The organism is Thermus sp. (genome assembly GCF_037444525.1).
In the GTDB taxonomy this organism is placed as follows: Bacteria; Deinococcota; Deinococci; order Deinococcales; family Thermaceae; genus Thermus.
Genome location: NZ_JBBIMD010000062.1, coordinates 1 through 12,859 on the forward strand (window position 1 = coordinate 1; position 12,859 = coordinate 12,859).

At 68.1% G+C, this 12,859-nt stretch carries 13 protein-coding genes and 2 pseudogenes; 7 read left to right on the forward strand and 8 right to left on the reverse strand.

The genetic code is table 11. The features are described from left to right. Positions 1–1,062: tetratricopeptide repeat protein (locus WKI94_RS09760; RefSeq protein WP_337845550.1), on the reverse strand; the 1,062-nt coding region annotated here is incomplete at its 3' end. Between the two features lie 74 nt (positions 1,063–1,136). On the opposite strand from WKI94_RS09760, the gene ftsH reads away from it, so the two are divergent. Further along, entirely contained in the window at positions 1,137–2,981 is a 1,845-nt protein-coding gene (ftsH, locus tag WKI94_RS09765) for an ATP-dependent zinc metalloprotease FtsH (protein WP_337845551.1), read from the forward strand. Here the strand turns inward: ftsH and ddl are convergent. From ddl to WKI94_RS09795, 6 genes are all read right to left on the reverse strand, one after another. Then, on the reverse strand, positions 2,978–3,946 hold the full coding sequence (ddl, locus tag WKI94_RS09770) for a D-alanine--D-alanine ligase (RefSeq protein WP_337845552.1): 969 nt from the start codon (positions 3,944–3,946) through the stop codon (positions 2,978–2,980). The two genes, ftsH and ddl, sit on opposite strands and share 4 nt — an antisense overlap. 9 nt (positions 3,947–3,955) lie before the next feature. Next, entirely contained in the window at positions 3,956–4,519 is a 564-nt protein-coding gene (gene pth / locus WKI94_RS09775) for an aminoacyl-tRNA hydrolase (RefSeq protein ID WP_337845553.1), read from the reverse strand. 132 nt (positions 4,520–4,651) lie between these two features. Then, positions 4,652–5,266, reverse strand: a complete 615-nt coding sequence (locus WKI94_RS09780; protein WP_337845554.1) for a 50S ribosomal protein L25 — start codon at positions 5,264–5,266, stop codon at positions 4,652–4,654. A 51-nt stretch (positions 5,267–5,317) separates the two neighbouring features. Next, positions 5,318–6,241 (reverse strand): ribose-phosphate pyrophosphokinase, encoded by a 924-nt coding sequence (locus WKI94_RS09785; RefSeq protein WP_337845555.1) that lies wholly within the window; start codon positions 6,239–6,241, stop codon positions 5,318–5,320. 12 nt (positions 6,242–6,253) lie between these two features. Then, positions 6,254–6,916 carry a 5'-methylthioadenosine/S-adenosylhomocysteine nucleosidase gene (mtnN, locus tag WKI94_RS09790; RefSeq protein ID WP_337845556.1) on the reverse strand — a complete coding sequence of 221 codons (663 nt, stop codon included), beginning with the start codon at positions 6,914–6,916 and terminating at the stop codon, positions 6,254–6,256. Then, the gene (locus WKI94_RS09795) at positions 6,913–7,365 is read right to left on the reverse strand and encodes an S-ribosylhomocysteine lyase (RefSeq protein ID WP_337845557.1); all 453 of its coding nucleotides are present in this window, start codon (positions 7,363–7,365) and stop codon (positions 6,913–6,915) included. The genes mtnN and WKI94_RS09795 overlap by 4 nt, the downstream gene beginning before the upstream one ends. Positions 7,366–7,397: 32 nt before the next feature. Here WKI94_RS09795 and guaA point away from each other — a divergent pair, with 32 nt between their 5' ends. The 6 genes and pseudogenes from guaA (at position 7,398) to WKI94_RS09825 (ending at position 12,409) form a co-directional block, all read left to right on the forward strand. Next, complete coding sequence (gene guaA / locus WKI94_RS09800) at positions 7,398–8,915, forward strand: glutamine-hydrolyzing GMP synthase (protein ID WP_337845558.1); 1,518 nt, start codon at positions 7,398–7,400, stop codon at positions 8,913–8,915. Further along, positions 8,915–9,471 (forward strand): annotated as a pseudogene (locus WKI94_RS09805) (Uma2 family endonuclease). The gene guaA and the pseudogene WKI94_RS09805 overlap by 1 nt, the downstream one beginning before the upstream one ends. A 30-nt stretch (positions 9,472–9,501) precedes the next feature. Further along, positions 9,502–9,789 carry a glutamine synthetase/cystathionine beta-lyase binding protein gene (locus WKI94_RS09810; protein ID WP_337845559.1) on the forward strand — a complete coding sequence of 96 codons (288 nt, stop codon included), beginning with the start codon at positions 9,502–9,504 and terminating at the stop codon, positions 9,787–9,789. Next, positions 9,790–10,169, forward strand: a pseudogene (locus tag WKI94_RS09815) (VOC family protein). 48 nt (positions 10,170–10,217) lie between these two features. Continuing rightward, entirely contained in the window at positions 10,218–10,703 is a 486-nt protein-coding gene (gene rnhA, locus WKI94_RS09820; protein ID WP_337845560.1) for a ribonuclease HI, read from the forward strand. Positions 10,704–10,753: 50 nt separating this feature from the next. Continuing rightward, a complete protein-coding gene (locus WKI94_RS09825) occupies positions 10,754–12,409 on the forward strand; it encodes an acyl-CoA carboxylase subunit beta (RefSeq protein WP_337845562.1) in 1,656 nt (551 codons plus the stop codon). A 92-nt stretch (positions 12,410–12,501) separates the two neighbouring features. On the opposite strand, the gene WKI94_RS09830 is transcribed toward WKI94_RS09825, so the two are convergent. After that, on the reverse strand, positions 12,502–12,859 hold a 358-nt coding region (locus WKI94_RS09830), incomplete at its 5' end, for a MarC family protein (protein ID WP_337845561.1).

Below are 12,859 nucleotides of genomic sequence, written 5' to 3' on the forward strand. Positions count from 1 at the left end.
GGCCAAGGCCCCTTCCTCCATGGCCCTTTTCGCCTCATCCTCCGCCTCCTGGTAGCGGCCTTGGCGGTAGAGGGCTTCGGCCAGGTCCGCCCGGGCCGAGGCCCGGTAGGGATAGCCCTCCTCCTTCAGGAGGACCCGGAGATGCTCCTCGGCCTCGAGGTAAGCCCCCTGGTCCAGGGCGGCCACCCCCATCTCGTGGAGCACATAGGGCCTTTCCCCGGGCTCCGCCCGCCTCAGGGCCTCCTGGAAGCTCTCCATGGCCTCAGGGTAGCGCCCAAGCTGGAGGAGGGCCTGACCCTGCACCAAGGCGGTGCCGTAGGCCCGATGGCCGCTTTCCTCCTCCAGCTCCAGGGCCTTCCCAATGGCCTCCAGGGCCAGGGAAGGGTTTCCCAAAAGAAGGTGGGCCCGGGCCAGGAGGTAGTGGCGGGTGGCCCCGTCCTCCGGGCCTTCCTCCCCCACCGCCTCCTCCGCCTCCCTCAGGGCGAGAAGGGCCCTTTCGCCCTCCCCCGCCTCCAACCACATGGCGGCCGCGTCCAGGAGGAGCCAGTAGCGCTCGAGGCCCAAGGCGATCTCCGCCCCCCGCTCGTAGGCCAAAGCGGCCTCCCCAAAGCGCCCAAGCCGCTCCAGGGCCCTTCCCTTAAGCCCCTCCGCCCGCCAGGCCAGGAAGGCGGGGAGGCCCTCCTTCAGGGTCTTGAGGACCTCCTCCATCCGGCCCAGGTAGAAAAGGGCCTGGGCCTGGTGGTAGCGGGCCCGGGGGTCTTCGGTGGGGAGGAAGAGGGGAAAGATCTCGCGCTCCGAGCGGCCCTCGAGGGCAAGAAGCTCCGCGAGGAGGGCCCGGTAGAGGGGCAGGTGCTCCACCCCCCCAAGCTCGTAGGCCTCCTCCAGGGCCTGGTGGGCCCGCTCCAGACCCTCCTCCCCGTAGAGGCTGTGGACCTCGGCCAGGAGGAGAAGGGCCTCCTTGGCCTCCTCCTTCCGGCCGAAAAGGGCCTTCCGGGTGAGGGTTTCTATGGCCGTCTCGTAGTCCCCCTGGTGCAGGGCCTCCAGGACCCCCATGCCCCCCATCGCGGCTAGAAGGATACCACAGGCTCCAGTTCTCCCCTGCCCCAGGCGTTACCATGGGGAAAGGGAGGTTGACCTTGGCCCAGCGCATTAACCCCTTTACCCTGTTCTTCCTGCTCCTCCTAGGCTACCTGGCCTACACGGCCCTCACCGGCCCCCCGGCCCCCACCCTCTCCTACACGGGGTTCCGCGAGCTGGTGCGCCAGGGCCAGGTGGCCCAGGTCACCCTGGAGGAAACCCGCATCCTTGGGGAGCTCAAGGAGCCCCAACGCTTCCCCACCCCCCAAGGGGAGCGGGTGGCCCGCCGCTTCCAGGTGCCCCTGCCCCCCTCCCAGGTGCAAGACCCCGAGCTCCTGCGCTTCCTGGAGGAAAACGGGGTGCGGATCGTCACCAAGCCCCCCTCCTTCTGGCCCCAGTTCCTCCTCTACGTGGGCCCCACCCTCCTCCTTATCCTCTTCTTCTGGTTCTTCTTCATGCGCGCCCAAGGGGGGGCAGGCCAGGTGATGCAGTTCGGCCAGAGCCGGGCCAAGCTCTACGGCAAGGAAAAGACGGTGAACACCACCTTCAAGGACGTGGCCGGGCACGAGGAGGCCAAGCGGGAACTCATGGAGGTGGTGGACTTCCTCAAAAACCCCAAGAAGTACCTGGAGCTGGGGGCGGAGATCCCCAAAGGGGTCCTCCTGGTGGGCCCCCCGGGCACGGGCAAGACCCTCCTGGCCCGGGCGGTGGCAGGGGAGGCGGGGGTGCCCTTCTTCTCCGTCTCCGCCAGCGAGTTCATGGAGATGTTCGTGGGGGTGGGGGCAAGCCGGGTGCGGAGCCTCTTTGAGGACGCCCGCAGGAGCGCCCCCAGCATCATCTTCATTGACGAGCTGGACTCCATCGGCAGGAAGCGGGGCGCAGGGATCGGCGGCGGACACGACGAGCGGGAGCAGACCCTGAACCAGATCCTCTCGGAGATGGACGGGTTTGAGAAGGACACCTCGGTCATCGTCCTGGCCGCCACCAACCGCCCGGACATCCTGGACCCCGCCCTCCTCCGCCCGGGCCGGTTTGACCGGCAGGTGGTGGTGGGCCTACCCGCCCTGGAGGAAAGGAAGGAGATCCTCCTGGTGCACATGCGGGGCAAGCCCATCGCCGAGGACGTGGACCCCCTGGAGCTCGCCCACCTCACCCCAGGCTTCTCCGGGGCCGACCTCAGGAACCTGGTGAACGAGGCCGCGCTCCTCGCCGCCCGCACCGGGGAGAAAAAGATCCGTAAAGAGCACTTCCTAAAGGCCCTGGACAAGATCGTCTTGGGCTTGGAACGGCCCGCCCTGAAGCTTTCCGAGGAGGAAAAGCGGGCCGTGGCCTACCACGAGGCGGGGCACGCGGTGGTGGGGGAGGTCCTGCCCCACGCGGACAAGACGGAAAAGGTCTCCATCGTCCCCCGGGGGATGGCCCTGGGGGCACGCTGGAGCAAGCCCGAGGAAAGGGTCTTGGTCTCCCGGGAGCACCTCATGGACGAGCTCTCCGTGCTCCTCGCGGGCCGGGCCGCGGAGGAGCTCTTCACCGGCACCGTCACCACCGGGGCCCAGGACGACTTCAAGCGGGCCACGGCTCTCGCCAAGCGCATGGTCCTGGACTGGGGCATGGGGGAGCATTTCAAGAACATCGCCTGGGGCTTGGACTCGGGGCCCATCTTCCTGGGGGAGGAGATCGCCAAGAAGAAGGACCACTCCGAGGAGACCGCCCGCCTCATAGACCAGGACATCCGCAAGATCCTGGACGAGGCCTACGCCCGGGCCCGGGAGGTCCTCCTGGCCCACGCCGAGGCCATGCACCGCCTGGCGGAGGAGCTCTTGCGGGAGGAGACGGTCCCCGGGGAAAGGGTGCGGGCCATCCTCAAGGAGGCCCAGGCCGTCCAGCGCTCGGAGGAGGCCTAGGCCTCGAGGGCAAGCTCCACCAGGCGCCTGAGAAGCTCCGGGTAGCCAACCCCCCCCGCCTGAAAGAGGCGGGGGTACATGCTGGTGGGGGTGAAGCCGGGGATGGTGTTCACCTCGTTCAGGTAGACCTCCCCCTCACAAAGGAAGAAGTCCACCCGGGCCATGCCCCGGATACCCAGGACCCGGTAGGCCTTTAGGGCCAGCTCCTGCACGGTCTCCGCGGTGCCGGGGTCCAGGGAGGCGGGGATCAAGAGCTCCGCCCGCCCGGGGGTGTACTTGGTCTCGTAGTCGTAGAAGGAAGCCTGGTAGCGGACCTCTCCCACGGGGCTCGCTTGGCCGAAGACATTGCCCAAGACCCCCACCTCCAACTCCCGCACCCCCCCTAGGGCCTTCTCCACCACCGCCTTGCGGTCGTAGCGGAAGGCCTCGGCCAGGGCCTCCCCCAGCTCCCCGGAGCCCTCCACCCGGCGGATACCGATGCTGGAGCCGGCGTTGGCAGGCTTCACGAAGTAGGGGGGGTCAAAGGGGATGAGGGGGGTCTCCCCCTGGTAAAGGGCCACCCAGGGGACCACGGGGAGGCCCGCCTGCTGGAGGACCCTTTTGGAGAGGTCCTTGTCCATGGAGAGGGCGCTGGCCACCACCCCCGCCCCCACGTAGGGCTTGCCCAAAAGCTCCAAAAACCCCTGGATCGTGCCGTCCTCCCCAAAAGGCCCGTGGAGGAGGGGAAAGACCACCCCGTAGCGGTCCCAGTCCAAAGGGGGGGGGAAGGGGTGGGGGCCCGTGGGGGCCAGGCCGGCCTCGAGGGCCCTATGGGCCTCCTCTCCCAAAAGCCAGCGGCCGTCCTTGGCGATCACCGCAAGCTCCGTGGGGAAGGGCATGTGCTCCAGAACCCCCCTAGCCGAAAGCAGGGAGACCTCGTGCTCGGGGCTCCTCCCCCCTGCGATGAGGAGCACGCGCGGAACCATGGCCCAAGCTTACCCCAGACGAAGGTCCAGACCGTTAAAGCGGTCCGCACAAGGAAGGAGGCCTCGCTCCGCCCAGCACCAAACCGCCTCCTTGGCCACCTCCAGCACCCGCTCCAAAAGGGGCCGCTCCGCCTCGCTAAAAGGGGAAAGCACGTAGGCCGCCCCTTCCTCCGGACGGGGCGGCTTACCGATGCCGATCCTTAGGCGGTGGAAGGCCCAGGTGCCCAGGGCCTCCCCAATGGAGGCCACCCCTCGGTTTCCCGCAGGCCGCCCCCCTGCCTTCAGGCGCAGGCGGCCCAAGGGGAAGTCCATCTCGTCGTGGACCACCAGGATGCGTTCCGAGGGGATCTTGTAAAAGCGGGCCAGGGGGGCCACCGCCCGCCCGGTGAGGTTGTAGTAGGTGAGGGGCTTGAGGAAAAGCCCTTTCTCTCCCCCCACCTCCCCTTCCGCCAGGAGAACCTCCCCCTTCTTGCGAAAGGAGAGGCCCAGCCGGTCCAGGACCATAAAGCCCACGTTGTGCCGGGTCGCAGCGTACTCCGGCCCTGGGTTGCCCTGGCCCACCACCAAAAACATCCCCACCTCCTAAAGGAAAGCCCCCGGAGGTCCCCGGGAGGCCTTGGAAGGGCCTAAGCACCTCTATGAGGCTGCTATGCCCTTCCCTTGGGGGCCCCCACCGAAGTGAAAGCTTCGGTGAGGTACTTGAGGCTACTTCTCCTCCTTCTTCCCCTTCTTGATGACCTCGGGCTCGGCCGGGGCCTCCGTGGCCTCGGCAGCAAGCTTCTCCACGTCCTCAGGGGGCACCACCGCGGCGATGGTCTCCTCGGGGTTCACCGCCAGCTTCACCCCTTCGGGGAGCTTCAGGTCGGCGGCGTGGAGGCTATCCCTGATGCCCAGACCGGAGACGTCCACCTCAATGAACTCGGGGATACTCCGGGGGGAAACCCGCACCAGAATGTCCCGGTGCACCTCCTGGAGCACCCCGCCCTCCCGCACGCCCTGGGGAGTTCCCACGAAGCGCAAAGGAATGTACATCTCCACCGGCTCTTCGGAGAGGACGTAGAAGTCCACGTGCTCAGGACGGCGCCGGCGCTTGTCCAGGTTCACCTGGCGCACCAGGGTGGGGAGTTCCCCGTCAGGGAGTTCCAGGACGATCACGTGGTGGATGGAGGCCTGGCGGAACACCCGGTCAAACTCGGTGAGGTCCACGTAAACCTTGCGGTTCAGGGCCTTGTTGTACATCACCCCGGGGAGCTTCCCCGCCCGCCTCAAGGCGGCCGGCTTCTCCCCCTCACGGTAGTAGGCTTTCAGACGATACTCCATGGCTCCTCCCTAGCCCCCCAAGGGGCACACGGAAAAGAGTGTACCACAACCCTAGATGAGGGCGCTCACGGACTGGTTGGTGTGCACGTGGCGGATGGCCTGGGCCAAAAGCTCCGCGGTGGAGAGGACGGTATAGCCCCCATCCCGCAGGGGGATGGTGTCGGTGAAGACCACCTCCCGGATGGCGGGGTGGGCGAGGTTTTCCCGCGCCGGGCCCACCAGGACGGGGTGGGTGGCGAGGACGATGGCCTCGGGCCGCGCCCCCGCCTGGAGGAGAGCCTCCACCCCCCTTCGGATGGTCCCCCCGGTGGAGACGATGTCGTCCACGATGAGGGGCCTCAGGCCCGCCACCTCCCCGATCACGTAGGTCACGGAGGTCTCCAAGGGGCCGTGCCGCCTTTTGGCCAGCATGGCGAAGGGGAGGCCTAGGCGCTCTGCAAGCCTTCTCGCCTCCTCCGCCCGGCCCGCGTCCGGGGAAACCACCACCGAGCCCTCCACCAAGCCCCGTTCCTGCAGGTAGCGGGCGAAGAGGCGCACCGCGGAGAGGTGGTCCACGGGGATGTCAAAGAAACCCTGGATCTGGGGGGCGTGGAGGTCTATGGCGATGACCCTTTCCACCCCCACCCGCTCCAGGAGGCTTGCCACCAGCTTGGCGCTAATGGGCTCCCGGCCCTCCGTCTGCTTGTCCTGGCGGGCGTAGCCGAAATAGGGAATGACGGCGTTGATGCGGCCCGCAGAACTCCTCCTGGCGGCATCGGCCAGGAGGAGGAGCTCCATGAGGTGGTCGTTCACCGGGGGGGAGGTGGACTGGATGAGGTAGGCGTCCTCCCCCCGCACGCTCTCCAAAAGCCGCACCCGGACCTCCCCATCAGGGAAGCGGTCCACCAGGGCCTTTCCCAAGGGCACCCCCAGGGCCTCGGCCACGCGCCGGGCCAGGTCGGGGTGGGCGTTCCCCGAAAAGATGCGGATTTCCATGGCCTCCCCCCCTCAGTATAGGAGGGCCTGGGCCAGGAGGCCGAGGCGCCTCGAGGCCTCCTGTAGGAAAGCCCCAAAGTCCCCTGCCGCCCCCTCCCCCGCCCCGTCCGTCACCGCCCGCACCAGGGCCATGGGCACCCCGAAGCGCCAGGCGGCGAAGAGGGCCGCCGCCCCCTCCATCTCCACCGCGTGGGCCCCAAACTCCGCCCTAAGGCGCTCCGCCTCCCCCCTTTGGGCCAAAAACCGGTCCCCCGTGGCCACCACCCCCAGGCGGTGGGGAAGGCCAAGGCGCTCGGCTGCAGCCTGGACCCTCCGGAGAAGGCCCGGGTCCGAGGGGAAGAAGCGCACCCCAAAGGCGGTCTCCCCCTTCGCCCGGCCAAAGGGGGTAAGGTCCACGTCCCACTGCACCGCCTTTTCCGCGAGAAGGAGGTCCAGGGGCCTCAAGGCGGGGTCCAGGGCCCCCGCCACCCCGAGGAAGTAGGCCTCCTCCACGGGAAAGCGGGTGAGGACGTGGGCCACGGCCAAGGCGGCCGCCGCCTTCCCCACCCCCGTCTCCGCCACCAAAACCCCCTCCCCCCGGTGGAGGGGCAAGGGGGCGGTGAGGGCCTCGGAAGCACCCAGGGCCTCCCGGAGGGCCTCCGCCTCCTGGGCTTCCGCGGCGAAGAAGGCCTTCATGAGATGGGCTGGACCTTAAGGCCCGCCTCCAGAACCCTCCGGGCCCAGGCCTTGGCACCCCTTAGGTCGTGGTCCCGGTAGTTGCCGCAAGAGCGGAAGGAGGCCCCGGGGACCTCCCCCTGGTGGCGGAGCACGTCCTCCAAGGCCTTCCGGAAGGCCTCGAGGACCACTTCCTCCCCCAAAGGCCCTTCCGCCACCAGGTAAAACCCCGTGCGGCAGCCCATGGGGGAGAGGTCTATGACCCCAGGCAGGTGGGCCCGCAGGTAGCCCGCGAGGAGGTGCTCGAGGGTGTGGAGGGCGGCCGTGGGGATGGCCTCCCGGTTGGGCTGGGCCAGCCGCAGGTCGTACTTCTCCACCACCCCGCCCCCCACCGCCCTCCGGCCCGCCAGGCGCACATAGGGGGCCCGCACCTTGGTGTGGTCCAGGCTGAAGCTCTCCACCTCCGGCATACACCCCCATCCTAAGGGGTAAACTGCGGGGCATGGTGGTGGTCCTGGACTTCGGTTCCCAGTACACGAGGCTCATCGCGAGGCGGCTCAGGGAGCTTAGGGCCTTCTCCCTGATCCTCCCCGGGGACACCCCCTGGGAGGAGATCGCCAAGCACCGCCCCCAGGCGGTGATCCTCTCCGGAGGCCCCAGGAGCGTGTACGAGGAAAACGCCCCCCGGCCCGACCCTAGGCTTTGGGAGGCGGGCCTTCCCCTCCTCGGCATCTGCTACGGGATGCAGCTTCTGGCCCAAGCCTACGGGGGCCGGGTGGAGCGGGCGGGGCGGGCGGAGTACGGCAAGGCCCTCCTCACCGCCTACGAAGGCCCCCTCTTCCGGGGCCTTGGGGGAGAAGTCCAGGTGTGGATGAGCCACCAGGACGCGGTCACCGAGCTCCCCCCGGGCTTCCAGGTGGCGGCCCAAACGGAGGAGAACCCCGTGGCGGCCATAGAGGGGAAGGACGGGCGCACCTTCGGGGTCCAGTTCCACCCTGAGGTGGCCCACACCCCCAAGGGGATGCAGATCTTGGAGAACTTCCTGGAAGTGGCGGGGGTGCGGCGGGACTGGACGGCGGAGCACATCCTGGAAGACCTCCTGGAGGAGGTGCGGGTGCGAGTGCGGGTGGGAAGGGAGCGGGTGCTCCTTGCGGTCTCGGGGGGCGTGGACTCCAGCACCCTGGCCCTTCTCCTGGCCAAAAGCGGGGTGGATCACCTGGCGGTCTTCGTGGACCATGGCCTGCTGCGCCTAGGGGAGCGGGAAGAGGTGGAGGGCGCCTTAAGGGCTCTGGGGGTCAACCTCCTGGTGGTGGACGCGAGGGCGCGCTTCCTCCATGCCCTAAAGGGGGTGGAGGACCCGGAGGAGAAGCGGCGGGTCATCGGCCATATCTTCGTGGAGGTGTTCCAGGAGGTGGCGAGGGCCCAAGGGCCTTTCCGCTTCCTGGCCCAGGGGACCCTGTATCCGGACGTGATTGAGTCCGCGGGGGAGAAGGGGGCGGCCAAGATCAAGAGCCACCACAATGTGGGTGGCCTCCCCGAGGAGCTCGGGTTTGAGCTTTTGGAGCCCTTCCGCCTCCTCTTCAAGGACGAGGTGCGGGAGCTCGCCCTCCTCCTAGGCCTCCCCGACCCCATCCGCCTCCGCCACCCCTTCCCGGGACCAGGCCTGGCGGTGCGCATCCTGGGGGAGGTGACGGAGGAGAGGCTGGAGGTCCTAAGGCGGGCGGATGACCTCTTTACAAGCCTCCTCAAGGAGTGGGGCCTCTACCACCAGGTGGCCCAGGCCCTCGCGGTCCTCACCCCCCTAAGGAGCGTGGGGGTGGCGGGGGACGAGCGGCGCTACGGCTACGTCCTGGCCCTCCGGGCGGTGACCACGGAGGACTTCATGACCGCGGACTGGGCCCGGCTTCCCCTGGAGTTCCTGGACGAGGCTGCCCGTCGCATCACCCAGAAGGTGCCGGAGATCGGCCGGGTGGTCTACGACATCACCGCCAAGCCCCCGGCCACCATAGAATGGGAGTGATGGGCGAAGCGGCGCGCCTCCTTAAGCCCCTTTCTCTGGAGGAGTACCTGGCCCTGGAGGAGGAAAGCCCCACCAAGCACGAACTGGTGGACGGCTTCCCCTACACCATGGCCGGGGCGAGCCGGGCGCATCACCTCATCGTGACCAATCTAGCCCTTCTCCTTGGCCCCTACGCCCGACGCAAGGGCTATCGCCTCTACGTGGCGGACATGAAGCTGAAGGTAGGGCCCAACACGGTCTACTACCCCGACCTCATGGCGGTCTGCGTTCCCCCACCGGAAAACCCCTACCACGAGGAGGCCCCTTGCCTGGTGGTGGAGGTGCTTTCGGAAAGCACCGAGGCCACGGACCGGAGGGAAAAGCCCTGGCGCTACCTGGCCCTCCCCACCCTAAGGGGCTACCTCCTGGTGAGCGCCCGGGAACGGCGGGCTGAGGTTTACCGGAAGGAGGGGGCGAGGTCCTCTACCAGGCCCGGGAAGAAGGGGTGCTGGACGAGGCCCCCCTTTCGCTGGCGGAGGTCTACGCGGGGGTTGAGCCCTTGGAAGGAACCCCCTAGCGGTACACTAGAGGGGAAAGGAGGCCAAGGATGCCCACCTTTATCGTCCTCAGCACCCTCACGGACGACGGCGCCGAGACCCTGGTGAAAAACCCCGAGCGCATCAAGGAGGTGAACGGGGAGCTGGAGCGGGACTTCGGGGTGAAGGTGGTGGCCCAGTACGCCGTGCTTGGGCCCTACGATTTCGTGAACATCGTGGAGGCGGAGGACGCGGCCAGCGTGGCCCGGGCCATGCTCCACCTGGCCTCGAGGGGGAGCGTGAAGACCACCACCCTGGAGGCCATCCCCGTGGCCGAGCTCATCGCCCGCCTGAAGTAAGTGGAGGTCCTGGAAACCTGCGTCTACACGGAGGACCTGGAGGCCGCCCGGGCCTTCTACGAGGGGGTGTTGGGCCTCCCCTGCTTCCAGTTCAACCCCCCCGGCACGCCTTCTTCCGCGCGGGGCGGGGGGTCTTTCTGGTCTTCAACCCTAGGGTCACGGCAAAGGAGGAAGCCCTTCCCCCCCACGGGGCCCAAGGCAGCGTGCACGTGGCCTTCCGGGTGGCGGAGGAGGAACTTCCCCTTTGGGCAAGCCGCCTCGAGGCGGCGGGTTTTCCCGTGCGGTGGGCGGCGTGGCCCAGGGGGAAAAGCCTCTACACCCAAGACCCCGCGGGGAACCTGGTGGAGCTCGCCCCGGCGGGAATCTGGGGTCTAGAGTAGCCTTGCCTCCCCACCAGGGGCCTCCCCTTTCCCGTAAGATGCAAGGGGATGGAAAAGGTCCTGAAAGGGGTGGAGCTCTTCACCGACGGCGCCTGCCTGGGCAACCCCGGCCCCGGGGGGTGGGCGGCCCTTTTGCGCTATGGGGGCCGAGAAAAGCTCCTCTCGGGGGGAGAGCCCTGCACCACCAACAACCGCATGGAGCTCACCGCGGCGGTGGGGGGGCTTAAGGCGCTAAGAGAGCCCTGCCGGGTGGACCTCTACACGGACAGCCGCTACCTTAAGAGCGCCTTCACCGAGGGCTGGCTTGAAGGCTGGCGGAAGCGGGGCTGGCGCACCACGGAAGGCACGCCCGTGAAGAACCAAGACCTTTGGCAGGCCCTCCTTAAGGCCATGGAGGGGCACGAGGTGCACTTCCATTGGGTGGCGGGGCACAGCGGCCACCCGGAAAACGAGCGGGTGGACCGGGAGGCCAGGCGAAGGGCGGAGGAGGCCAAGGCCCGAAAGGGCGCCTGCACCAAAGGGAAACGCTTTTAGACATAGAAGCAGAAAAACGTTATACTTTAACCATGGACCTCCCCAAGGCCGTGCTGGAAACCCACCTGAAGGACCGGGAAAGCGCCACCTACAAGGCCAACAAAGACGCCTGGGTGGCCCTGGTGCGGGAGTTCAGGGAAAGCCTGGAAAGGGTGCGGGAAGGCGGGGGCAAGCGGGCGGTGGAGCGCCAACACCAAAAGGGCCGCCTCACCGCCCGGGAAAGGATCCTAAGGCTCATAGACCCGGGGACGGAGTTCTACGAGCTCATGGCCTTCGCGGGCTATGGGATGTACGAGGAGTGGGGCGGGGCCCCGGCGGGGGGCGTGGTGACGGGCCTTGGGCGCATCGCGGGGCGGGACTGGATGATCATCGCCAACGACGCCACGGTGAAGGCGGGGGCCTTCTTCCCCATCACCGCCAAGAAGGTCATCCGGGCCCAGACCATGGCCCTGGAAAACCGCATCCCCACGGTCTACTTGGTGGACTCCGCCGGGGTCTTTTTGCCCCTCCAGGACGAGGTCTTCCCCGACCAGGACGATTTCGGGCGCATCTTCTACCTCAACGCCCGCATGAGCGCCTTAGGCATCCCCCAGATCTCGGCCATCATGGGCAACTGCGTGGCCGGGGGGGCCTACCTCCCGGTGATGACCGACGTCCTCATCATGACCGAGGGGAGCGGGCTCTACCTGGCGGGCCCCGCCCTGGTGAAGGCGGCCATCGGGCAGGAGGTGTCCTCGGAGGAGCTTGGGGGGGCCAGGATGCACCACGAGGTCTCGGGCACGGTGGACTTCCACGAGCCCACGGACGAGGCCGCCCTGGAGCGCATCCGCAAGCTGGCCGAGCTCTACCCGCCCTCTAGGCTTGCCCCCTGGGCCGAGGCCCGCAAGGAGCCCAAGGAGCCCCTCTACCCCGCGGAGGACCTCTACGGCCTGGTGGACCCCACGGGTGCCCGGCCCTACGACCTAAGGGAGGTCATCGCCCGCCTCGTGGACGGCTCGGAGTTCTTGGAATACAAGGGAGGGTACGGGGAGACCCTGGTCACGGGCTTTGCCCGCATCGGGGGCTTCCCCGTGGGCATCGTGGGGAACCAGCGCCTCATCCTCAAGAAGAAGGGGCGGATTGAGGTGGGGGGGGTCATCTACGCCGAGGCCGCGGACAAGGCGGCCCGGTTCATCCTGGATGTGAACCAGATGGGCATCCCCCTCCTCTTCCTCCAGGACGTAACCGGGTTCATGGTGGGGAAGGAATCGGAGCAGGCGGGGATCATCCGCCGGGGGGCTAAGTTGGTGAACGCGGTCTCCAACTCCACCGTCCCCAAGATCACCCTCATCCTGGGGGGGTCCTTCGGCGCGGGGAACTACGCCCTGGCGGGGAAGGCCTACGGGCCCCGCTTCATCTACGCCTGGCCCAGCGCCAAGTACGCGGTCATGGGCGGGGCCCAGGCGGCGAAGACCCTCCTGGAACTGGAGGTGGAAAAGCTTAAGCGAGAGGGGAAAGAGCCCTCGGACGAGGAGCTCAAGGAGCTCTACGAGCGCATCAAGGGCCGCTACGAGGAGACCCTGGACCCCCGGTACGCTGCCGCCAGGCTTTGGGTGGACGGGATCCTCCTCCCCCACGAGACCCGCAAGTGGCTCATCAAGAGCCTCGAGGCCTGCGCCCTGAACCCGGAAAGGGAGCCCTTCCGGGTGGGGGTGTTCCAGGTTTAGGGGGCATTGAAATCCCCACGGGCCTCGGAGGAAAGACGCGCTGTACTCCCTTTTCTGGGGCCCCCGCCGAAGCGTTCGCTTCGGCGGGGCACTTAAAGGAGGGCCTTCACCCCATCCGCCACGTACTGCACCGCCAAGGCCGCAAGGAGGATGCCGAGGACCCGGGTCACCACGTTCACCCCCGTGCGCCCCAAGGCCCTCCGCACCACCACCGCCCCCCTGAGGAAGAGGTAGGCCAGGAGGAGGACGAGAAAGGCGGTGAGGAGGACGGAAAAAGCCCCAAAGGGCACCCCCCGGGCCTCCGCCCCCAGGATGAGGAGGCTTGCCAGGGCCCCAGGGCCGGCGATGAGGGGGATGGCCAGGGGAAAGACGGAGATGTCCGCCCGGGAGAGGGCCTCCCGGGCCTCCTCCTCCGTCTCCCGCTCGTGGTGGCCAAAGACCATCTCCGTG